19 protein-coding genes are annotated in these 22,131 nt (G+C 37.5%); 10 read left to right on the forward strand and 9 right to left on the reverse strand.

What is annotated here, in order from left to right; genetic code table 11:
• The first annotated feature begins 43 nt into the window (after positions 1–43).
• The 3 genes from Q0X66_RS10130 (at position 44) to Q0X66_RS10140 (ending at position 2,413) form a co-directional block, all read left to right on the forward strand.
• On the forward strand, positions 44–1,006 hold the full coding sequence (locus Q0X66_RS10130; RefSeq protein ID WP_297705955.1) for a DUF4440 domain-containing protein: 963 nt from the start codon (positions 44–46) through the stop codon (positions 1,004–1,006).
• A gap of 110 nt (positions 1,007–1,116) precedes the next feature.
• Positions 1,117–1,980: an alpha/beta hydrolase gene (locus Q0X66_RS10135; RefSeq protein ID WP_297705957.1), complete on the forward strand. Its 864-nt coding sequence runs from the start codon at positions 1,117–1,119 to the stop codon at positions 1,978–1,980.
• Positions 1,981–1,990: 10 nt separating this feature from the next.
• Positions 1,991–2,413 (forward strand): VOC family protein, encoded by a 423-nt coding sequence (locus Q0X66_RS10140; RefSeq protein WP_297705959.1) that lies wholly within the window; start codon positions 1,991–1,993, stop codon positions 2,411–2,413.
• A gap of 7 nt (positions 2,414–2,420) precedes the next feature.
• Here Q0X66_RS10140 and Q0X66_RS10145 read toward each other — a convergent pair whose 3' ends face one another.
• The 5 genes from Q0X66_RS10145 to Q0X66_RS10165 all read right to left on the reverse strand — a co-directional run bounded on the left by Q0X66_RS10145 (position 2,421) and on the right by Q0X66_RS10165 (position 8,654).
• Entirely contained in the window at positions 2,421–2,609 is a 189-nt protein-coding gene (locus tag Q0X66_RS10145; protein WP_297705961.1) for a hypothetical protein, read from the reverse strand.
• Between the two features lie 11 nt (positions 2,610–2,620).
• Positions 2,621–4,357: an alpha/beta hydrolase-fold protein gene (locus Q0X66_RS10150; RefSeq protein WP_297705963.1), complete on the reverse strand. Its 1,737-nt coding sequence runs from the start codon at positions 4,355–4,357 to the stop codon at positions 2,621–2,623.
• A 91-nt stretch (positions 4,358–4,448) separates the two neighbouring features.
• The gene (folD, locus tag Q0X66_RS10155; protein WP_297705965.1) at positions 4,449–5,333 is read right to left on the reverse strand and encodes a bifunctional methylenetetrahydrofolate dehydrogenase/methenyltetrahydrofolate cyclohydrolase FolD; all 885 of its coding nucleotides are present in this window, start codon (positions 5,331–5,333) and stop codon (positions 4,449–4,451) included.
• Between the two features lie 29 nt (positions 5,334–5,362).
• Positions 5,363–6,691: a signal recognition particle protein gene (gene ffh, locus Q0X66_RS10160; protein ID WP_297705967.1), complete on the reverse strand. Its 1,329-nt coding sequence runs from the start codon at positions 6,689–6,691 to the stop codon at positions 5,363–5,365.
• A 169-nt stretch (positions 6,692–6,860) separates the two neighbouring features.
• Positions 6,861–8,654: a hypothetical protein gene (locus Q0X66_RS10165; protein WP_297705969.1), complete on the reverse strand. Its 1,794-nt coding sequence runs from the start codon at positions 8,652–8,654 to the stop codon at positions 6,861–6,863.
• Positions 8,655–8,778: 124 nt separating this feature from the next.
• On the opposite strand from Q0X66_RS10165, the gene Q0X66_RS10170 reads away from it, so the two are divergent.
• From Q0X66_RS10170 to Q0X66_RS10180, 3 genes are all read left to right on the forward strand, one after another.
• Positions 8,779–9,276 (forward strand): sigma-70 family RNA polymerase sigma factor, encoded by a 498-nt coding sequence (locus tag Q0X66_RS10170; RefSeq protein WP_297705970.1) that lies wholly within the window; start codon positions 8,779–8,781, stop codon positions 9,274–9,276.
• A 106-nt stretch (positions 9,277–9,382) separates the two neighbouring features.
• The gene (locus Q0X66_RS10175; protein WP_297705971.1) at positions 9,383–10,294 is read left to right on the forward strand and encodes a FecR family protein; all 912 of its coding nucleotides are present in this window, start codon (positions 9,383–9,385) and stop codon (positions 10,292–10,294) included.
• Positions 10,275–12,863, forward strand: coding sequence for a carboxypeptidase-like regulatory domain-containing protein (locus Q0X66_RS10180; RefSeq protein ID WP_297705973.1), 2,589 nt, complete (start codon positions 10,275–10,277; stop codon positions 12,861–12,863). Before Q0X66_RS10175 ends, Q0X66_RS10180 begins: the two co-directional genes overlap by 20 nt.
• On the opposite strand, the gene Q0X66_RS10185 is transcribed toward Q0X66_RS10180, so the two are convergent.
• Positions 12,860–13,756, reverse strand: coding sequence for a Brp/Blh family beta-carotene 15,15'-dioxygenase (locus Q0X66_RS10185; protein WP_297705975.1), 897 nt, complete (start codon positions 13,754–13,756; stop codon positions 12,860–12,862). The two genes, Q0X66_RS10180 and Q0X66_RS10185, sit on opposite strands and share 4 nt — an antisense overlap.
• Positions 13,757–13,854: 98 nt before the next feature.
• On the opposite strand from Q0X66_RS10185, the gene Q0X66_RS10190 reads away from it, so the two are divergent.
• Positions 13,855–14,586: a bacteriorhodopsin-like gene (locus Q0X66_RS10190; protein ID WP_297705977.1), complete on the forward strand. Its 732-nt coding sequence runs from the start codon at positions 13,855–13,857 to the stop codon at positions 14,584–14,586.
• A gap of 65 nt (positions 14,587–14,651) precedes the next feature.
• On the opposite strand, the gene argS is transcribed toward Q0X66_RS10190, so the two are convergent.
• Complete coding sequence (argS, locus tag Q0X66_RS10195) at positions 14,652–16,439, reverse strand: arginine--tRNA ligase (RefSeq protein ID WP_297705979.1); 1,788 nt, start codon at positions 16,437–16,439, stop codon at positions 14,652–14,654.
• Between the two features lie 162 nt (positions 16,440–16,601).
• Between argS and Q0X66_RS10200 the strand changes: the two genes are divergently transcribed.
• The 3 genes from Q0X66_RS10200 (at position 16,602) to Q0X66_RS10210 (ending at position 20,022) form a co-directional block, all read left to right on the forward strand.
• Positions 16,602–17,027 carry a hypothetical protein gene (locus Q0X66_RS10200; protein WP_297705982.1) on the forward strand — a complete coding sequence of 142 codons (426 nt, stop codon included), beginning with the start codon at positions 16,602–16,604 and terminating at the stop codon, positions 17,025–17,027.
• 3 nt (positions 17,028–17,030) lie between these two features.
• Positions 17,031–18,455: an SDR family oxidoreductase gene (locus Q0X66_RS10205; RefSeq protein ID WP_297705984.1), complete on the forward strand. Its 1,425-nt coding sequence runs from the start codon at positions 17,031–17,033 to the stop codon at positions 18,453–18,455.
• A 73-nt stretch (positions 18,456–18,528) separates the two neighbouring features.
• Positions 18,529–20,022, forward strand: coding sequence for a carboxypeptidase-like regulatory domain-containing protein (locus Q0X66_RS10210; RefSeq protein ID WP_297705987.1), 1,494 nt, complete (start codon positions 18,529–18,531; stop codon positions 20,020–20,022).
• A 28-nt stretch (positions 20,023–20,050) separates the two neighbouring features.
• Here the strand turns inward: Q0X66_RS10210 and ctlX are convergent, their stop codons facing one another.
• Both ctlX and Q0X66_RS10220 read right to left on the reverse strand, forming a co-directional pair.
• Positions 20,051–20,983: a citrulline utilization hydrolase CtlX gene (ctlX, locus tag Q0X66_RS10215; RefSeq protein ID WP_297705989.1), complete on the reverse strand. Its 933-nt coding sequence runs from the start codon at positions 20,981–20,983 to the stop codon at positions 20,051–20,053.
• Positions 20,984–21,214: 231 nt separating this feature from the next.
• Positions 21,215–22,129 (reverse strand): dimethylarginine dimethylaminohydrolase family protein, encoded by a 915-nt coding sequence (locus Q0X66_RS10220; RefSeq protein WP_297705990.1) that lies wholly within the window; start codon positions 22,127–22,129, stop codon positions 21,215–21,217.
• Between the last annotated feature and the right edge of the window lie 2 nt (positions 22,130–22,131).

A 22,131-nucleotide genomic window follows, 5' to 3' on the forward strand; every position in this document is an offset into this window, starting at 1 on the left:
AAACTTCCTTTTTTCATTAAATTAATGTAAAAACAACCACATCATGGTAAAATATTCCTTTAGCCTTATTTTTATGTTTTTTTCTATAATCGTTTTTGGTCAATATGAATACGAACCAACAAGCCAAAACCCTTACGGTCTTCCCAATCCAAAAGCACCCCCAGAAATATTGGATTTTGCTCCTTTAATAGGTAGCTGTAATTGCGAATCTGTTTCACGTAAGGCTGATAAATCGTGGTCTGAACCAGTAACAATGAAATGGCGTTTTAAGTATATTATGAATGGCATGGCTGTCCAGGATGAAACTCTTAAGGAAGACGGAAAACACGCTGGAAGCATTCGTCAATATATACAAGACAGCACCCGCTGGTATGTACATTATTACAGTTCCGGGTCTCCCTCCACAATACTGCCGGCATGGAATGGAAAAAAAAATAAAGATGGCAGAATTATCCTTTACAGAGAGCAAAGTGCGCCTAATGGAATGGATGGATATTACAAAATAACTTTTTATGATATTTCTGAAAATGGCTTTAACTGGCTAGGTGAATGGGTTAACAAAGATGAGACTTTATCCTATCCAACATGGAAAATTACGTGCAAACGAGAATTCTCCATGCAAAGTGCAGAAGATAAAGGCAAAATTAAGGAGGCAGCCAGACAATTTTCTAAAGCTTATATAAATGCAGATTATGATAATCTCATGGAGGTTTATGCTTCTGATGCCAAGATTTTTCCGAATAATTCATCAATTATAGAAGGAATGAATGCTATAAGACAAAGATGGATATTGGCTGAAGGATCAAAAATTATCCATCATGAAATACTTCCGGAAGAAATAAATATTCTTGGAAACTACGCCTATGACTATGGGTACTACAACGGTAGTACCCAAACCGCAAATGGGAATAAGGTAGATTGGAAAGGTAAATATGTCGTTGTTTGGAAAAAGGTGAACGAGGATTGGAAAATGTATTTGGACATATGGAACCAGGTCGTAGAATAACTCCTATTTATAAATCTATCATCTTTACACCTGTAATTATTGGGATTTAGCTCTTTTGTCTATACCGGTATCGCTATATTTTTGCACTCATCCGGTAAATTTGATAATAAATGAAAAAAATAGTAAATCGTATTCTTGCCCGGGCATATGGGGCCTATTTTAATATCATTGCTCTGTTCTCAAAAAAACTGGTTGGAGAAAAGGCAGTTACCCTGTTTAGTTCACCCCGAAAAGGCAAAGTGCTTCCCATTCAAGCTTCCTTTTTAAAAAAAGCTGAGGATATAATGATTGAAGTGGGTGGTAAACAAATACAAACTTATTCCTGGGCAGGAACTAAAGAAACCGTTTTATTACTTCACGGTTGGGAGAGTAATTCATTTCGCTGGCGTAAGCTGATAAGTTTTCTGAGTGACGCAAATTTTGCTGTAGTTGCGTTTGATGCACCTGCCCACGGAAATTCATCCGGGGGAATTTTTAATGTCCCGTTATATGCGGAATGTGCGCAACATATCGTTAAACATTATAAACCGGCTTTTATAATTGGGCATTCCGTTGGAGGTATGGCAGCCTTGTATCACCAATACATTTATCCACATAGTTCCATTCAAAAGATCGTCTCCATCGGCTCCCCATCCGAACAATATGAACTTATGGACCACTATCAAAAACTGTTAGGGTTCAACAACAATGTGCTTTCTGCCATGGACGATTATTTTCAGGCGCATTTTGGGTATGGAATCCGGGATTTTTCCAGTTCTCAGTTTGCACAGAAGATTCAAATTGAAGGATTGTTAGTACATGATATAGAAGATCCGATAACTCCCTTTCACAACTCAGAAAAAGTACATGCTAATTGGAAAAACAGTAAACTAATTAGCACTCGTGGTTTAGGTCATTCCATGCATCAGGACGATGTAAATAATCAAATTGTAGATTTTTTGAAATCAAAGAAAAGGGCTAATTTTAGCGCATAAATTACTTACTATGCCAACTATTTCACCATTTCACATCGCGATTCCTGTTCATAACCTGGATGAATGCCGAACTTTTTACAGAGATGTACTTAAATGCGAAGAGGGACGTAGTAGCGAGCATTGGGTTGACTTTAATTTTTTTGGGCATCAACTGGTAATTCATTACAAGCCAAAGGCTAAAGAAGAGTTACATTCCAATCCGGTGGATGGTAAAGATGTTCCCGTGCCTCACTATGGTGTGGTATTGCCATGGGATACCTTCCAAACTTTTTCCAAAGAAATAGAAGCTAAAGGAATATCTTTTGTGATTGAACCCTATATCCGTTTTGAAGGCCAGGTTGGAGAACAAGCTACTATGTTCTTTTTAGACCCGGCAGGTAATGCCCTGGAGTTCAAGGCTTTTAAAGATATGGGGCAGTTATTTGCCAAATAAACATAATTTACTTAGTCTTTTTTATATACGTGTACCATAACCACATGACAATGGCGTAGATTACTCCAAAAACCACGCCTCCTTTTAATTCACTAAAAATAGCTTCCATAGAATAGTCTTTTCCAAGAATCCAGGAAAATAAAGTGTAGAAAAAAATGGCTGCCACTATTTGGCTTGTGAATTTCTTTTTATCCATGATAATTCAATCTATTTATACCTCCAGCTTTTTAGATCAGCTCCGGGGGGAGCACTTTCTGCGATTCGTTTCATAATCTTAGGAACATACATGCTGTTATACCTCAGCCTGGAAATATGGTTGGGTTCTACAGGGTCTCCATTCCAGCAGTGTTCCGCCCGGTCACCATATAAAACTTCTCCATCGTAATAAGGATCGGAGGTATTTTCAAGGAATTCTTCCATTTTATAAACCGCGTTGTTTAAATAATAGTTATCCATATCCCCGCAGTAAATATTAATTTTACCTTTTAACTTCTCGCCCAGCTTATCCCAGTCCCTTTCCAGAATGTGGCGGAGGTCATAATTCTCTTTCCAGTAACTTGCTACTTCCGGATTTATAATTCCAGTCTTTTTGTCCCATATACGTTCAGGATAACCCTCTTTTCCCTGTGGAGAATAGGTGGCTTCCCAAATATCCCACTGTTGACCGGAGCGGGAATTATCTCCCAAAACCAATTCCAGATGATTTTCGTCACGTACGGTAGATTGAATCTGACCTAAATAGTCTCTATGCGCAGGCACTTCCAGCATTTTATGATCACTTTTGTAGTAATACGCATTTTCATCTTCATAAATATTTGTAAGGACGTAAGCACTAAAATCAATAGGATCAGGACAGGCAGCAAAACAACCATTATATTCTTCCGGGTATTTAACCTGAACCGCCAGTGCCTCCCAGCCTCCTGTTGAGCCCCCGTATAAAAAACGAGACCAGCCTTCGCCTAAGCCCCGAAACTCTTTTTCAATATACGGAATGAGCTCATGGGTTATAGCGTCGCCATAAGGACCCTGACTGGCAGAATTCACGGCATATGAATCGTCATAGTAAGGAGTAGGATGTTGTATTTCAATGATCAGGAACCTCGGAAAATCCGGTTCGTTCCATCTTTTATAAAAATCGTAGGCTTCTTGTTGCTGTATGATGTTATAACCTGAAACCTTAAAGCGCTCTGCATAATCCGGTTCAAGCTTAGGATCTGGTGGAACAGTTCTGAATCCCCCAAAATCATTTGGGAAATGCCCATGGAATATCATTAGCGGATATTTTGCTTCCGGATGCTCATCAAAACTCTTTGGAAGCAGGATATGAGCACCTAAATAGATGTCCCTTCCCCAAAACTCTGAAAGTTTTTCGGATCGCATCTTAATGTGTTTTATCCATTCTGTATCTTCAGGTTCTTCAATAGGCGGAATCACCTGATCCATTACGACAGCTATTTCCAAATCACCATTTTCCGGGATGGTAACTTTAAATGGTTTGCTGTATATATTACCGGGAGACCTGTTCCATTTTTGTCCTTCACCATTATCCATAGGTAACTTTACCGTATGACCGGTGCTTAGTTTAAAGGTTTCATAGATATGTAATAAAGCTTGCACCCAATATTCGCCCGGCGGTAAATCTGCTAAACTGGCATATGGAAATCCATGGTCTGAAGCATCAAAAGTCTGTTCAACATTTGGTGCCATTCCGTCTACATTCATACCAAATATTAGCTGTGTGTTAAGACCACTATTTATCTGGAAACGCGGTTCATCTTCATCGTTTGCAGATAGCATAAGCAATAATCGACCATCTTGTGCCTTGGGACTGATATTATCAGAGAATGAAACTTTAATGGTGATATCGGATGTTTTTTCTTCAACAAATTGACATCCCGACAAACAAATAATTAGAAAACTAAGAAAAAATACTGGTTTGAACATAGAAGTTGGATTTGCGACAAAAGGTACTCATTTCCCTTAAATCATGAAATTTCTCACCTAATTATTCCGGCCAGTTTAGAATGGCTATTTGCTATTTTTTTTGAGTACGCCTTTTACGTGCCAGCAGTGTATTTTTCAAAAGCATTGCAATAGTCATAGGGCCCACCCCACCTGGAACGGGTGTAATATAAGATGCTTTTTTACTAACGGCCTCAAAATCAACATCACCTGCTAAGTAATAACCTCTCTCTTTGCTCTTATCGGGAACCCTAGTAATTCCAACGTCAATAATTACAGCTCCGTCACGTACCATATCTCCCGTTAGAAAACCTGGTACTCCCAAGGCAGAAACGATAATATCTGCCTGCAAGGTTAAGGCTTTAATATCTTTAGTCCTGCTATGCGCTAAGGTTACTGTGGCATTGGCAAATTTGCCTTTCTGGCTAAGTAATATACTAATAGGCCTGCCCACAATATGGCTGCGACCGATAACAACAGCATGTTTCCCTTCAACATCTACCTCATACCTTCTTAATAATTCCATGATACCAAACGGGGTAGCGGATATAAAAGATTCCATATCCAGGGCCATTTTACCAAAATTTGCAGGATGGAAACCATCTACATCCTTATCCGGATCTACGGCCAGTAGGACTTTTTGTTCATCGATGTGCTCAGGCAAAGGCAATTGTACTATATAACCATCTATTTCCGGGTCTGAATTGAGTTCATTTACCAGTTTTAATAATTCTTCTTCTGAAGTGTCTTCAGGCAAGTGTTTAAGGGTAGATTCAAAACCTATGCGTTTACATGAGCGTACCTTGCTTCCCACATAGGTAAGACTGGCTCCGTCATTTCCAACAAGTACCGCGGCCAAATGAGGAACTTTTTCGCCACGTAATTTGATCTCACCAACCTCAGCGGCAATTTCATCTTTAATCTGATTTGCAATTTCTTTTCCGTTGAGAAGGGTCATTTATTAACTAATTATTGGTTTAAAAACTCTTATTTCATATTCTGCATCATCTGCATCATTTTTTTGCCTCCACCACCTTGCATCATTTTCATCATTTTGCTCATTTGATCAAACTGCTTTAGCAATTGATTTACTTCCTGAATATTACGTCCGCTGCCTTTGGCTATTCTTTTTTTCCTACCGGCATCCAGTTTAGAAGGATTGGACCTTTCATCGGGTGTCATAGAATGAATAATGGCTTCAACATGTTTAAATGCATCATCATCTATATCCATTCCCTTTAGTGCCTTCCCGGCTCCGGGTATCATCCCCATTAAGTCCTTCATGCTCCCCATCTTCTTGATCTGCTGTATCTGTTTGAGGAAATCATCAAATCCGAACTTATTCTTCGCAATCTTTTTCTGAATTTTACGAGCCTCGTCTTCATCAAATTGTTCCTGTGCCCTTTCCACCAGGGAGATAACATCGCCCATTCCCAGAATACGATCGGCCATACGTGCCGGGTGAAAGACATCAATGGCATCCATCTTCTCACCTGTACCAATAAATTTTATGGGTTTATCAACTACAGATTTAATAGAAATTGCAGCACCACCACGTGTGTCCCCATCCAGCTTGGTTAGAATAACTCCGTCAAAATTCAGAACATCATTAAATGCCTTTGCCGTATTCACCGCATCCTGACCTGTCATGGAATCTACCACAAAGAGGGTTTCCTGCGGATTTACCGCATCGCGGATGTTGGCTATTTCCGTCATCATCTGTTCATCAACAGCCAGCCGGCCTGCGGTATCAATAATTACGACATTGAAACCATTACTTTTAGCATGAGCCAATCCTGCCTTTGCAAGGGATACCGGATCGGAATTTTCTTTATCTGAAAATACCTCCACTCCTAGCTGTTCTCCTACAATATGCAGCTGATCAATGGCCGCTGGTCTGTAAACATCACAGGCTACTAATAAAGGGTTTTTAGATTTTTTCTGCTTTAAATAATTCGCAAGTTTGCCTGAAAAGGTGGTCTTACCAGATCCCTGAAGACCTGACATAAGTATTACGGATGGATTACCGGAAAGATCAATGCCTTCTGCATCCCCGCCCATTAATTGGGTAAGTTCATCCTTTACAATTTTAACCATCAACTGCCCGGGTTGTAAGCTGGTCAAAACATTCTGACCCAAGGCCTTTTCTTTTACTCTATTCGTAAATTCCTTGGCTATTTTAAAATTAACATCGGCATCCAGGAGAGCCCTTCTTACTTCTTTGGTAGTCTCAGCAACATTAATTTCGGTAATCTGGCCATGCCCTTTGAGGACATGTAATGCTTTATCCAGCTTATCACTTAAATTATCAAACATCGTTTTATGTCAATTATGGCGAAGTGCAAATTTAATAATAACAATGGGATGATGGAAGACTGAAGAAAAAAATATAAAAGAGAAAAGGGTAACTTCTGTAAGAAGTTACCCTTTTCAGCAAAATAGGGGGGCAAATAAGGTATTTTAAATACTTTTCCTTAGGGTATATCTATGGTATTATTTTTACAAAAACCAGGGTACTCACTTTTTCAGTAAGACCGTCATTTGAAACGCTAACATGTCTCAGTTTAATACTGCCATCCATAGTAGGAACCCATTCCCAATCATCTGTAAGCTCAGCAAGAGGATCTACATCTCCGAAGTTCAGGTATACTTTAAGTTTACTATCGCTATTACGAAGCACTCGCCACAGTCCCGGATAAGAAACACCAGTTTCAGAAAGTGTAGTAGATATTAAGTGATTAGCCATGAAATTGAATGTGTAACCCATATAATTTTCAGTTTCATTCATTTCACCGTCTTCATAAAGGGCAACCATCCAGTCACCACCCATCATAAAGTTTCTGATCTCCGGAACATCACCATCGCTATTATTGTCATCACATACTCTTTGCAATACTAGCTCATATCCGATATCTTCAACTTCAAACTTTAATCTGTCATTTCTCAGGTCAGATAATGGCCATTCAAAGTTTACTCCTGGTTCTGATCCCATGGTAATTGCCATTACAAGTCTTCCTTGTTCATTCATGGTAATTTCCCATGTTCCTTGAGATGTATTTTGACCATTACCAAGGGTTACAGTACCTATTGGTAATCCTTCTGGCAAGAAGTTAAACTCATAGCCAAGTAATCTGTCAATTTCCTCACCCTGGTTTTTTACCTTTTTTATTACCCAGCTACATTCTTTCAAAATCTCTCTTAGGGTATCGGGATCGGTATTGAAAAGATCACAAGCGATATTCATTATAATCTTGTTTCCTCCTTCGGCGTAAAGTTTAATCTTACCTTCTCCCAGTTCGTATACGAACCATTCAAGGTTAAAGTCAACCAATACATCAAATTCAAGTTTAATAAGAACTCCATGGTCAGTAACTCGTGTACTCCAGGTACCGGTTATATTATTACCCATTCTGTCTTTTACGTTTACAGCACCATCTTCGGTAAAGTTCATTACGTATTCAAAGTACTGATCTGATTGATTTACTTCATCCCTTACAACCTCATGAATCAACCATGGACATTCTACCAATAGATTCTCTAAACGCTCCTGAGTAAAATCATCATCGTTATAATCATCATCGTCATCCTCGTCACATGCTTCTTTAGCCATTTCAAGTGCATTGGCCAATTCAGCATTACTAATTACTTCAACTTTTGTACCATCGTAAAGTTCCAAGGCTACGGGAAAGTCAATCCCGATTAAGTCATTTTCGTCCAGACCGGCAAAAAATGTTCTAAGGTCTTTATCGGACCCTACAGTAACTGAACCTGTTTCAACCTCATTGAGATCAAACGTGTATATCGTAATAGGATAAACAAAATCTATACATTCTATGTCATCATCCTGTCCACCTTCAATACATTCTTTGGCCAAATCGCGTAAGTGATCTATACCCTCAATTTCCATTGTGGTAAAATCAGCAAGCGTAATAACTATTGGGAAAATAATCTCAAGAATATCTTCATCACCTTCTAATTGATCAAATATTTCTTCAATTAAATACAGGCCATCTTTAGATTCTATGGTGATCGTAACTCCATTTGCCTCAACAGTATAAGGAAATTCAAGAGCGAAACAACTTGCTCCATCTACAATATTATCGAAGGAGCCGTCATTGGAAGCGGTATTTTCAATAAGCTTAGCTGTAGAGGAACTTGCAATTATAGTTTGCTGTTCGTCTGGTTGTGGTAATTCTTCAAATGCTTCCTGACAGGCATTAAATGAAAATGCCAGTACCAGAAGTAGGGTTTGCAGTGAATACTTAAAAAACTTTTTCATAACGATTTGGATTTTTTTATTGTTCGTACAACTTTAAAACAACTACATTTTAAAATACCCTACTCTTGTTTTAATTTTTTTTAAAATATCTTTGAAACAGAACCAACTGTAAGAACAAATAAATATGGACAACGTATGTGAGGAGGAAGTGTTCAGTAACCTCTTCAAAACCAATTCCAAAACGGTTTTTAACTATATATATTATAAATTCGGAAACGAAGAGAAAGCGTATGATGTAGTTCAGGAAGCTTTTGTTAAACTATGGGAGAATTGTGCTAAAGTAAGTCCTGAAAAAGCAAAGTCTTATGTATATACTATAGCAAATAACCTTTATTTAAATGTTATAAAAGCGGAAAAGGTCCGTTTAAAGTATGCAGACAGGACAAATAATAGCTCTTACGAATCACCGGAATTCTTGCTGGAAGAAAAAGAGTTTAAAGAAAAGCTGGATAATGCCTTAAATAGTCTTCCTGAAAATCAGAGAACCACTTTTTTACTAAATAGGATTGATGGTAAAAAATATGCGGAAATAGCAGAGATGGAGGGTGTAAGTGTAAAAGCTATTGAAAAGCGTATGCATCTGGCCCTAAAAGCGCTAAGAGATCAAATAGAAGGGATATAGCTTTCATGTCCCTGGGAAGTAACTCCGGATGTTTTAGAATTATTTTTGTCATTGAGGGTAGGGTTTTATTAGAATTAATTGTTTTAATGATATAAAGTTAGAAATCATGCAAGAAAATTACTTAGCAAAATGGCTGAATAATGACCTCTCCGAGGAAGAACTCGCAGCATTTAAAAAATCTGCTGAGTACGCTTCTTATGAGAAGTTAATGCAGGTCAGCGGTACTTTGGAAGCGCCGGATTTTGATATAGATAAGGCATGGAATGAATTCAAAAACAATCAACCGCAAAAAGATGTTAAAGTAATAAAGATGAATCCTATGCGCAGGTTATGGCGCATTGCAGCTGCTATCGTAGTAATTTTTGCAGCATCTTACTTTTATATATCAACTTTAGATGAATCTGTTTCTACACAATATGCGGAACGCAATGAAGTGAGGCTGCCGGATAATTCTGAGATTATCTTAAATGCTGATTCCAGGATAACATACAGTGAAAAGAACTGGGCTAAAGAACGAAATATCTCCCTGCAAGGAGAAGCTTTCTTTAAGGTTGCCAAAGGACAAAAATTTACGGTTGCTACCAATGATGGTTTAGTTACCGTATTGGGTACTCAATTTAATGTAGAAAATAGAACAGGATTTTTTGAGGTTACCTGTTATGAAGGCCTGGTGAGTGTCATTTTTAATGGTAAAGAAACTAAACTTCCTGCCGGGAATTCTTTTATAGCAATTAACGGTAATGTATTGAATACAGAGTCGCCAGCAGAGACTACTCCTTCCTGGATGAGTAATGAAAGTACTTTTAATAGTATACCGTTGAATTATGTCCTGGATGAGTTTGAAAGACAATACAACATTGAGGTTAAAACTGAAAATGTTAATCTTGAGCAATTATTTACCGGTTCTTTTAGCAACACAAACATAAATTTGGCGTTACAGAGTATTAGTACTCCTTCTCAGATCAAGTATGAATTAGAGGGGAACAACGTGCTATTCTATGCCGAAAACGCGCCATAATAGTATACTACTTCTATACCTAATACTTTTGTTTGCCCTTTTTTCAGGCAGGGCTCAGGTAGATACCTTCCCAAAAAATATTAGTCTGGTTTCCTATATCCGGCAGTTAGAGAAGGATTTTGATGTAAAATTTTCTTATGTCGATGAGGACCTTCAACCCTTACTTGTAGATACTCCTAAAGCTAGTTCTCTTGAGGGTATTTTAAGTGATATCCAGAATCAGACCCAATTGATCATTAAAAAGCTAAGTGAGCGCTACTATACGCTCTCCAAAAGCACTACAGTAGATATATGTGCATTTGTCCTTGATAATTACAGTGAGAATACAACTTCAGGGGCATCAGTACAAGTATTGGGCAGTAGTATATCTACGGTAACAGACATGAATGGCCGGTTTTCTCTGGATAATATCCCCAGAAAAGCTTCCATTCGGATAAAACATATAGGTTATAAACCAAAATACGTAACCGCCGAGGATCTGGTAAGTAAAAACCCCTGTACCACCCTTTTATTCAGTTTAAACTATCAACAGCTGGATGAAGTTGTGGTTTATAAATTTTTGACAACAGGACTTACCAAACAAACTGATGGCAGCATTACTCTTAATACCGAAGAATTTGGAATTCTTCCGGGACTCTTAGAACCAGACGTTCTTCAAACCGTACAAGCCCTTCCCGGAATAAAAAGTATAGATGAGACTGTGTCAGATATTAATATAAGAGGAGGGACTAACGATCAAAACCTTATTCTTTGGGATGATATTAAAATGTATCAATCCGGTCATTTTTTCGGATTGATTTCTGCCTTTAACCCCTATTTGACTGAACATGTTACCATAATAAAAGATGGGACCAGCGCTGAATATGGAGATGGGGTTAGTGGAATAATTAATATGCAATCAAAAAATAAAATTGCGGGTAATTTCTTTGGTGGAGCGGGCATTAATATGATTAGCGGAGACCTCTATGGTCAGATCCCAATCTCAAATAAATTAGCTCTGCAAGTTTCTGCAAGACGTTCCATTACAGACTTAATCAAGACTCCAACCTATAAGGAGTTTTTTAAAAGAGCCTTTCAGGATACTGAGGTCGGAGGAGGTTCAAACCAAAATAGTAGTGTAGATATAAGCCAGGATGAAAAATTCTATTTCTATGATTTTACAGCCAAAGTCTTATATGATATCAATGAGCAACATAAGGCCCGATTTAGTTTTATTAATATCAACAATAACCTGGACTACACGGAAACGGCCGTAAGTTCAGCAAGAACAGACCAGAGCAATCTAAGTCAAACCAATCTTTCTTTTGGAGGAAATCTTGAAAGTGAATGGACAGACAGGTTCTCAACAAAGTTAAATGCTTATTATTCTAACTATAACCTTGATTCCGAAAACCGTATAAACAATGGACAACAAATACTTGATCAAAGAAATGAGGTAATAGAGACCTCTGTAAAATTAAATACGACTTACAAACTCACAACTAATTTAAACTGGCTCAATGGATTTCAATTTTCAGAAGTTGGTATCACCAATTTTACCGATGTTACACAACCACCTTACGAGAGCAACATAAAGGGGGTCATACGTACAAATTCGTTGTACAGTGAAATTTCCTATGCCTCGCCTAATAAAAGATTAGTTGCAAGAGGAGGCGGCCGATTGTATTATATTGTAAATGTGCAATATTTTGATGAAATTATTGTTGAGCCCCGATTGAACCTAAGTTATGAGCTCTACCCAAATCTTCAATTAGAAGTAAAAGGGGAGTTTAAGAACCAGACAACAAATCAAATAATTGATTTGGAACAGAATTTTCTGGGGATAGAAAAAAGGCGCTGGATGTTATCCAACAACAAGAATGATACAGTTCCGGGAAATCCAAATTTGCCCATAGTAAAAAGTAAACAAGGCTCTATGGGAATAAATTATGATAAGGGACAATGGTTTATTGGCCTGGAAGGGTATTATAAAGAAGTAAATGGCATAAGCACTGTAACACAGGGCTTTCAAAACCAAAATCAGTTCAATGGTGAAATTGGAAAATATGATGTGAAAGGCCTGGAGTTTTTGATAAATCACAAAAACGCACTTTTCAGTACGTGGTTGAGCTATGCCTATAATTTAAATAATTACACCTTTGAGGATATCGTTCCTAATGTTTTTCCCAATAATCTGGACATCCGCCATACCCTGACCTTTGCAAGTACCTATACCTATGAAAATTTAAAAATTGGAATAGGCATTAATTACAGGACGGGTAAACCTTTTACAAAGCCCCAGGAAGGTGTAGACGGAATTGATTTTACAACCTTCCCTGTCTCAATCAATTATCAGGAACCAAACACCAGCAGACTCCCTGATTACCTAAGGGCTGACGCTTCCGCGATTTATAACTTTAATATTTCGAAAAGGGTAAAGGCAACAGCCGGCGCGTCCATCTTAAATATTCTGAACAAAGAAAACATATTGAATACCTACTACAGATTAAACGAGCAGGACGAAATAGTGACCATTGAAAGTGTTTCCTTAGGATTCACACCTAATGTGAGCTTCAGAATAAGTTTCTAATTTTTATTCAGCCCGGATATTACCAGGACATGGGGAAATGTAATTGCCGCAAGGAATGAGAATAAAAAGGGGATGAACTCCTGACTGCTGCCCTCCATAAAAAAAAATAATAGTACAAGTGTTATCACCGATGCCAACCAATAAATTACTGATGTCCTCAGATATTTTATAAAGTGTTTTCTGGACAAATCCCCATACAGATAGGTAATCTGGTCTCCCAATGATGGGATAGCGTGCCACAAAATAAAAAATATGGCGAAAGCCCATAGTAACGAGGCGGTATTGAAAATAATAAAGAAAACCAATAAATAAAATAATTCGAGCAAAATATTGCACTGTATCTGTTTATATTTTACCAGGAATAATAAAACAAATATAATCAATGATATTCCCAGCATAATCTGGTAATAGGTATTGTTTATATATACCTTGCTGATGTCAAAAATAATATCGCTAACCTCCAAACTATGAGCTTCAAACAATAGAAAAAGGATTACAAGTCCGTAGGCAGTAAAAAGGAAGATTGAATAGCGTGAACTCCCATTAATTTTGGAGATCCAGTGCTGTTCACCAAAATGGTATGCACTGAAAAGAATAAATAAACCCAAAGCAATGCTCGGGAGAATATAAAACAAGCCAGCCACGCTAAGGACAAAAAAGACATAATAGGCAAGTATTCGTAAAAAATCATAGGGTTTAGATTTCTTTTTAGCTTCAACCTGCAACAATTTAATGTCATTAGCACCATGAAGTATTCCAAAGGAAAGAATCAAAATATAAGCAAGTAAATTTTCTACTGCATGCTCAAAATATACAGCTAGCCACAGTGAAAAAAATGTGGCAATAAGCGTGGCAGCTTGCAACTTTGTAAAATCTACCTCTTTATTTTGCATATTTTGGAATATTGTCTAGCAAAATTAACATATCCTTAAACAAATTATGTTTAACTTTTCATACTTTTATATCCACAAAATTAACTAAATAAATTCGTATGGAAAATTTTTTATTATCATTCCCTTTGATTGCCAAACTAGCCACCAATGATTATGTAGGCTTTACCTTTTTTGTAGGTTGTATGGCTATGATGGCAGCTGCTGCCTTTTTCTTTTTATCAATGAATAGTTTTGACAAAAAGTGGAGAACCTCAATCCTTGTTTCCGGATTAATCACTTTTATTGCCGCAGTGCACTACTGGTACATGCGCGATTATTGGGCAGATTTCGGAGAATCGCCTACTTTCTTCCGTTATGTAGACTGGATCCTTACCGTCCCGCTGATGTGTGTGGAATTCTTTTTAATCTTAAAAGTTGCGGGAGCTAAAAGATCTCTTATGTGGAGACTTATTCTTCTTTCCGTAATCATGTTGGTTACAGGTTATTTGGGAGAAGCCGTTTACAGAGATGCCGCATGGATATGGGGTCTTATTTCCGGTATCGCATACTTTATTATTGTTTATGAGATCTGGTTCGGAACGGCCAAGAAGCTCGCCGTAAAAGCCGGAGGAGCCGTATTACAGGCCCATAAAATGCTTTGCTGGTTTGTCCTTGTTGGATGGGCTATCTATCCGCTGGGCTATATGGCTGGAACTCCAGGATGGTATGAAGGTTTATTTGGCGGTTTATCAATGGATGTGGTTTACAACATTGGAGACGCAATTAATAAAATTGGATTTGGCCTGGTAGTCTACAACCTTGCGGTAGTTGCTACTGAAGAGAAAGCCTAAGAACAAACAAGAGTTTAAAAAGTATAATTATTTAAAACAAAAAGACCGCCGGAATGGCGGTCTTTTTACATTCTTACAGGCACTTGTATGCCAAGTAGCTGAAAAGCAGATTTAATTACCTCTCCTACTTTCTTTGCAAGCTGTACCCTAAATATCCTTATCTCTTCTTTCGATTCACCCAATATAGAGACCTGCTGATAAAATGAGTTGAATTCCTTAACAAGATCATAAGTATAGTTGGCAATTAAGGCCGGACTGTAGTTTTCAGCGGCAAGTTTCACAGTTTCAGGGTAGATTTCCAACAGCTTTATTAATTCCTTCTCTTTTGGGTGCAGTTCAATACTCTGCCCCAGTTGATTTAAAAGTTCACTGGTACTCAAGTTTGCTTTCCGAAGAATAGATTGAATCCTGGCATATGTATATTGAATAAAGGGTCCCGTATTTCCTTGAAAATCAACCGATTCCTCAGGATTAAATAAAATTCGTTTTTTAGGGTCAACCTTTAATATATAGTACTTTAATGCTCCCAGGCCAATGATACGATATAGTTTTTGTTTTTCTTCTTCAGAGTAATCATCCAGTTTTCCCAATTCCTGGGAGATTTGGGCAGCAGTGTTGGTCATTTCGTCAATCAGATCATCCGCATCTACCACGGTTCCTTCCCTGCTTTTCATTTTCCCCTCCGGCAAGTCGACCATCCCATAGCTTAAATGGTATAAATGTTGTGCCCAGGAATAACCCAGTTTCTTTAGGATCAGGAACAATACCTTAAAATGATAATCTTGTTCATTACCAACAGTATATACCATTCCCCCAATATCCGGAAAATCTTTTACACGCTGAATAGCGGTACCAATATCCTGTGTCATATACACTGCAGTGCCGTCTGCCCTGAGAACAATTTTCTCATCCAGTCCCTCATCGGTGAGGTCTATCCAGACACTCCCGTCTTCCTTTCGGTAAAATATTCCCTTTTCTATCCCATCGGCAATCATATCTTTACCCAACAAATAAGTCTCACTTTCGTAATAGAGTTTATCAAAATCAACGCCCAAATTGGCATAGGTCTCATTAAATCCGCTATAAACCCAACTATTCATTTTTTTCCAAAGGTTTATAACTTTTGCATCACCTGCTTCCCATTTCAGTAACATTTCCTGCGCTTCCAGTAATATCGGTGCTTGTTTTTCTGCCTGAATTTTATCCATTCCAGCCGAAATGAGCCCTGCCACTTCCTCCTTATAGACCTGGTCAAATTTTACGTAATACAAACCCGCCAATTTGTCGCCCTTTAATCCGGTGCTCTCCGGAGTTTCTCCATTCCCAAACATTTGCCAGGCCAACATACTTTTACAGATATGAATACCTCTGTCATTTATGATCTGTGTTTTATATACCCTATTCCCACTAGCCTTTAGAATTTCTGCCACAGAATAACCGAGTAAATTATTCCGGATATGACCAAGATGCAAGGGTTTATTGGTATTGGGTGAGGAATATTCAACTAAGAAGGCATTATTATCTTGCTCTGGCTTACGCCCATAACTTTCATCTTCTTTTATGGAATCAAAGAAATTCTTATAGTAATTATCCGTAATTACTAAATTCAAAAATCCTTTTATTACGTTAAATCCCTTAACCTCATTTAGCTCCTTCTCCAGAAAGGTGCCTATTTGAGTTCCAATTTGCACGGGATTACCCTTTATATAGCGAAGCATGGGAAAAACAACTACAGTGATATCTCCCTCAAAATCTTTTCTGGTAGGTTGAAATTCAACCGAGGGTATTGTTATATTATATAGCGAAGCTACTGCCTCTATCACTTTTGTCTGAATAACCTCCTGAATATTCATAAAATTTCCCCAATTAAGGCTGCAAAACTAATGAATTTTTAGACTTTTATAGCTCATAGTCTTTGGTGTTTACAAAAATATGGTGTTTTAGACAACTATATTGAAAATTCCCAAATACTAGAAATAATACCATTATAAAAAATATAGAATAAAATAAAAACCATGCTCGTAAATGTATCCTATAATAACCGCGATCTTACAATGAAAATTGATAACGAAGTAGGTAAACCTTTTATGTTAAAAGAACGTTGGGCGATGAATGGCATAGGATCTCCTAAACTATTTATAACTGAAACCAGCATTGAAATTGGAAATCTACTGCTTTTAGACAATAATCTGAATAGTTGTAATGTGGAAATGCGTCCAAAAGGGATAATTGTGCGCTTCCGATCCCTTCTAGAAACCTATGCGCTGGTTATTCCGTATTACAAGCTAACTATCTATAAAGGTGATTTAGCTATTTATTCAATCTTTCGGGACCATTACTTTATAAAAGTGAAATCGGATACCAAAGCCATTCAGAAATTCTTTAAAAAAATACTGGATTTTAAAACGGACAATTTACCAACCTCTATTGAAGATTTATAACCGATGAAAATACTAATAACCGGAGCTAACGGATATATTGGAATGCGTTTATTGCCCCTACTCCTAGATGAGGGCCATGAAATAATATGTGCCGTCCGCAACAAAGAACGACTTTCGATAGACCCTGAGACACGCTCTAAGATTACAATTATTGAGATCGATTTTTTAGAAGCTGTTGAGGAAGGAAAAATACCTATTGATATTGAAGCTGCTTATTTTCTAATTCATTCCATGAGCACATCTACTCGTGATTTTGATGAAATGGAAGCCAGGACAGCCTATAATTTTAATAGCTATATAAATAAAACCAAGGTAGAACATGTAATCTACCTAAGTGGAATCGTAAATGATGAAAATCTGTCGAAGCATCTATGGTCAAGAAAAAATGTTGAGGAGATATTATCTAATGGCGAATTTAACCTTACGGTACTCAGAGCAGGGATCATTGTAGGATCTGGAAGCTCGTCTTTTGAAATAATTCGTGACCTCTGCGAAAAGTTGCCGGTTATGATTACACCAAAATGGGTCCTCACAAAAACCCAGCCTATCGCCATTAGGGATGTCATGCATTTTCTGACGGGTGTCCTGGGTAACAGAAAAACATATAATCAATCTTTTGATATTGCCGGACCGGATGTCCTTACCTATAAGCAAATGCTGCAGCGTTACGCCAGGATAAGGGGCTTCAAAAACTGGATTATTACTGTTCCTATAATGACTCCTAAGTTATCTTCTTACTGGCTTTATTTTGTTACTTCTACTTCCTATAAATTGGCTTTAAACCTTGTTGACAGTATGAAAATTGAAGTAGTGGCGAGGGACAACAAACTCGAACAATTATTGGGGATAAAAACACATACCTATGAGGAGGCCATAGATATGGCGTTTATAAAAATTGAACAAAACCTGGTTGTAAGTAGCTGGAAGGATAGTATGATTAGCGGTCGATTGAATAAAAACCTGGGAAAGTTTATCCAGGTGCCTAAATACGGTGTACTTAAAGACGAGAAAAAACTAAAAGTACAGGATAAGGAAAGGGTTTTAAAGAATATCTGGAAGATTGGCGGAGATAATGGCTGGTACTATGGCAATTGGTTATGGAGGTTCAGAGGGTTTATTGATAAACTTACAGGTGGTGTTGGACTAAGGCGCGGGCGTACACATCCTGATAAAATCTTCCCCGGAGATTCCCTGGACTTTTGGCGAGTTCTATTGGCCGATAAAAAAAATAAACGTCTTCTGCTATTTGCGGAAATGCGTTTGCCCGGGGAAGCCTGGTTAGAATTTAGAATTGATGAAGACAGTGTGTTACATCAGACGGCTACCTTCAGGCCAAGAGGGTTAAAAGGCAGGCTATATTGGTATAGCGTACTTCCCTTTCATTATTTCATTTTTGGGGGTATGATAAGAAATCTGGCAAAAGCATAATTATTTTATAAACATTAGTAACGTTTTATATGGTTACATCGTCTTGATAATATATTAATTAATGAGAGGACTTATGAGCAAACCCATTTCTAATATTTTTATTTACATATTTCTACTTGCTTCTATATCTGTACATTGCCAATCTATTTCCTCCAGGGTAGTAGACACCAAAACAAACGAAGGTATTCCCTATGCAACGGTTCAATTTAGCGAGCATCGTGGTATTATTACTAATGAGGAAGGCAGATTTAGTGTAAATTTAAAATCCAGGTCCGAACAACAAGATTCCATCTATATTTCCAGTATGGGATATAAAAAAACAGCTATCCATTTTAAGGCTATTTTGGATAGTGTTATATACATAGAACCAAAGGCTATAGAACTAAATGAAGTATATCTATTTAACAATAATCTCAGTATTGATGAAATCATTGAAAAAGTAAAAGAAAATTTACCGACAAATTATAATAAAGAGCCCATAAAACAGCGTTTGTTCTTTAGGCAATCCAGCCTCAATACCATGACTAAAATGGATATTGAATTTGAAAAATCTACCATAGAAGAGCTAAATAAAAAATTTCTGGATAGTGTGGTCTCCATTTTACCAAGAAATGCATCCTACTATACAGAAAGTTTGTGCGATTTTTACAGAAAACCAGACGAGCATCGCCTATACATAGAAAAGGCGGCTGAATTATACGATAAAAACAATAAAGGTTCTATGGAGGCTCTTTCGGCCAAATTAGAGCGCATTTTTAAAGAAAATGTAAAACCTGATTCCTATTTAAAAATTAAGTCGGGCTGGTTTGGTCAAAAAGTGGAGCTAGATTCCTTATTTGATGCCTCAGACGAGACGGATGAGTTAGAAGATAAACTCAAAGACGATGGTAATAAACATTTTCTGTCATCCAAAAAAGATCAGCTGCACGATCTTTATTCTGAACTCTTCTATAATGATGACACCAAACTAAATTTTATTAACAAATCTAACCGCTATGAATTTAGATTAAAAGGATTTACTGCCCTGGAAGACGAAGGCGTATATGTTATTGAATTTGACCCAAAAAGGTCAGAAGATTTTAGAGGAACAATCTATGTAAATATAGAAGATTTTGCCATAATGCGAATAGACTATGAGAACGTAAATTCATTGAAAAGAATAAAATTATTGGGGTTCTCCTATGAGGAAATCACCTATAAAGGAACTACAATTTTCAGTAAGGGAAGTAATAATAAGTATGATTTACGATTTATTGATAAGGTATTCGGTCGTAAAATGGGTATAAGAAGACCTTTGAGCGTAATAGAGAAAAACAAGCATGTAAAGGGAAGAAGGAAGCAAAATGAATTATCTATGGAGCTGGATATTATTAACTTCAATACAGAGAAATACGAATTGGTTGTCTTTGATTCCAAGCTAATAAGCACCGGTGAATTTTCAAATTCGGTTGAAAATGAAACTGTTAAAGCCACTTACCTTTCCAGTTACAATCCTGAATTCTGGGAAGGATATGATATTATGGAACCCAATAGGGCTATTCGTGAATTTACCGTATCTGCTAAATAAGAGTTCGTTTGGTGAAAGTATTTTAAAACTATTGTCTGGGTAAAAACACTTCCGCCATCATACAACGGGCACTCCCGCCGCCGCAAGTCTCAATGGTATCTAAAGTGCTATGCACAATAGGGTTGTACTTTTCCAAAATACTAATCTGATCCGGCCTTAGGCTGTTATATGCCGAGGTACTCATAATCAGATAACGTTTATCTGAGGCTCCTGCTACCTGTAGCATATTTCCTGCGAAGTGATGCATTTGTTCCTCAGTGATTTCAATGATCTCTTTCCCGTCCTGTTTCAGATGATTTAAAACGTTTTTCCTTTCTTTCTTATCATCTATAGCGTCTAAACAAATTACGGCATAGGTCTCGCCCATGCAGATCATAACATTGGTATGATATATAGGCAATCGTTCTCCATTCACAGATTGATATGCAGTAAAGATTACCGGAGTACATTCAAAGTCTTCACAAAATTCAATTACCAGTTCTTCATGTGCGCGGTCAGAAAGCGCACAATACACTTTTTGATTTACACGGTCCATTAAAATACTTCCTGTTCCCTCCAGAAAAAGTCCTTCTTTTTCAGCAGAAGTATAGTCTATTATATTCTCTATCAGAAAACCATTGGCTTCAAGGATATCAAGAATATCCTCTCTTCGCTCCTCTCTGCGATTTTCGGCAAACATAGGATAAATGACTACCGTACCATCAGAATGAAAAGAGATCCAGTTGTTTGGAAAAATTGAATCTGGTGTATCGGGAACAGGCTTGTCCTCAATCACTATGACCTCTATTCCTTTATTCCTTAATACATCAACAAATGCATCAAACTCCTGCTGTGCCTTCAGGTTAATTGTATTGTTTTGGAGGTCGATGTCTTCCATAAAATAGTTATTCACTGCGGTCTGTTCGTTCATTCGAAATTGTACCGGGCGAATCATCAAAATGGTGTTGGTAATCTGCTTCATTAGTTGCTTAAAAATTCAGGATAAATGTAACCATTTCCCCAATCATTTTACTGCAAATTTTAACCTATAGTATAACAGTACTATATGGCAATAGATATTTATCATTAATCAAATTCTTAAACAGAAGTGTCAAAAATTACAAAGTGGAGTAAGTAAATTTTAATGGGTAACTACAACCCATCAATCCTGGTAAGCTAATTTCAAATTAAAAGAATCAGACAAAGAAAAGTGTTAGTCCCGGACTAAAGGCATTGTACTGCATCTTAATAATCCGCCCTGCTTTGAGACCTCAGCATATGGTATTTCCTCCACAGTAAAACCCTGATCTCTAAGCCAATTATTCAGCCTTGTAAAATTTCTCTCGGAGACAATAACATCAGGACTTATGGAAAACACATTACTAAACATATGATACATTTCATCACCGGTGATTTCAAAGAGATTTTCCTTGCCAAAATGCGAAACCAGCCATTCGTATTCTTCTTCAATCAGGAAGCCATTTTTATGAATGATGGCCTTATCATGACCAATGGGCTGAAAACAACAATCGAGATGAAGGGCATTTTCCTTAGGATTTACAATACACTTGCGGAGTTCAAATGATTTTACTTTCTTATGTGGAAACATCTTCTTGATGTATTCCACACCTTCCCAATTGGTTCTTGCAGTAATATAATCAGGGTAATCATGCCCGGTATAAGTGCCAATAAAAATGTAATCTTTCCATGGCATTACATCGCCCCCTTCTATATGGACTTCTTCTGGTGGATATAAGATGTTTTCGATGGCAATAAATTCAAGAACATGAAGAATGGCCTGAAATTCCTCCTCCCGGTGTGGAAGTATATTGGCTTTGATGAGTTTATTCTCTATAACAAATGCAATATCCCTTGAAAAAATCTGGTTACAATCAGCTATTATCTCAGGCCTGTAAACTTCTACACCATATTTCATGAATACAGCGGCAAATGCCTCCATTTCCTCAATCATATCTTTTTCATGGGGATATGTACCTGCGAGGATATGTTCCAGAGATTTAGGATCATAAGCGTCTTCCGGCTTTGGAATAGAGCCATTACTTTGGGCTGTTCCCAATAAAACAGATCTTAGACGGGATGTCTCATCATAGACGTTTAATTTCAGCATTA

Source organism: uncultured Eudoraea sp. (assembly GCF_947260015.1).
GTDB lineage: Bacteria > Bacteroidota > Bacteroidia > Flavobacteriales > Flavobacteriaceae > Eudoraea.

Bases quoted from the DNA above. Each gene is read 5' to 3' on its own strand.
- ctlX (WP_297705989.1), bottom strand. From the start codon at position 20,983: ATGAAGCAGATTACCAACACCATTTTGATGATTCGCCCGGTACAATTT.
- Q0X66_RS10200 (WP_297705982.1), top strand. From the start codon at position 16,602: ATGCTCGTAAATGTATCCTATAATAACCGCGATCTTACAATGAAAATT.
- Q0X66_RS10150 (WP_297705963.1), bottom strand. From the start codon at position 4,357: ATGTTCAAACCAGTATTTTTTCTTAGTTTTCTAATTATTTGTTTGTCG.
- Q0X66_RS10180 (WP_297705973.1), top strand. From the start codon at position 10,275: ATGCCGAAAACGCGCCATAATAGTATACTACTTCTATACCTAATACTT.
- Q0X66_RS10185 (WP_297705975.1), bottom strand. From the start codon at position 13,756: ATGCAAAATAAAGAGGTAGATTTTACAAAGTTGCAAGCTGCCACGCTT.
- Q0X66_RS10165 (WP_297705969.1), bottom strand. From the start codon at position 8,654: ATGAAAAAGTTTTTTAAGTATTCACTGCAAACCCTACTTCTGGTACTG.
- Q0X66_RS10210 (WP_297705987.1), top strand. From the start codon at position 18,529: ATGAGCAAACCCATTTCTAATATTTTTATTTACATATTTCTACTTGCT.
- ffh (WP_297705967.1), bottom strand. From the start codon at position 6,691: ATGTTTGATAATTTAAGTGATAAGCTGGATAAAGCATTACATGTCCTC.
- Q0X66_RS10130 (WP_297705955.1), top strand. From the start codon at position 44: ATGGTAAAATATTCCTTTAGCCTTATTTTTATGTTTTTTTCTATAATC.
- folD (WP_297705965.1), bottom strand. From the start codon at position 5,333: ATGACCCTTCTCAACGGAAAAGAAATTGCAAATCAGATTAAAGATGAA.
- Q0X66_RS10175 (WP_297705971.1), top strand. From the start codon at position 9,383: ATGCAAGAAAATTACTTAGCAAAATGGCTGAATAATGACCTCTCCGAG.
- Q0X66_RS10205 (WP_297705984.1), top strand. From the start codon at position 17,031: ATGAAAATACTAATAACCGGAGCTAACGGATATATTGGAATGCGTTTA.
- Q0X66_RS10220 (WP_297705990.1), bottom strand. From the start codon at position 22,129: ATGCTGAAATTAAACGTCTATGATGAGACATCCCGTCTAAGATCTGTT.
- Q0X66_RS10140 (WP_297705959.1), top strand. From the start codon at position 1,991: ATGCCAACTATTTCACCATTTCACATCGCGATTCCTGTTCATAACCTG.
- Q0X66_RS10135 (WP_297705957.1), top strand. From the start codon at position 1,117: ATGAAAAAAATAGTAAATCGTATTCTTGCCCGGGCATATGGGGCCTAT.
- Q0X66_RS10190 (WP_297705977.1), top strand. From the start codon at position 13,855: ATGGAAAATTTTTTATTATCATTCCCTTTGATTGCCAAACTAGCCACC.
- argS (WP_297705979.1), bottom strand. From the start codon at position 16,439: ATGAATATTCAGGAGGTTATTCAGACAAAAGTGATAGAGGCAGTAGCT.
- Q0X66_RS10170 (WP_297705970.1), top strand. From the start codon at position 8,779: ATGGACAACGTATGTGAGGAGGAAGTGTTCAGTAACCTCTTCAAAACC.
- Q0X66_RS10145 (WP_297705961.1), bottom strand. From the start codon at position 2,609: ATGGATAAAAAGAAATTCACAAGCCAAATAGTGGCAGCCATTTTTTTC.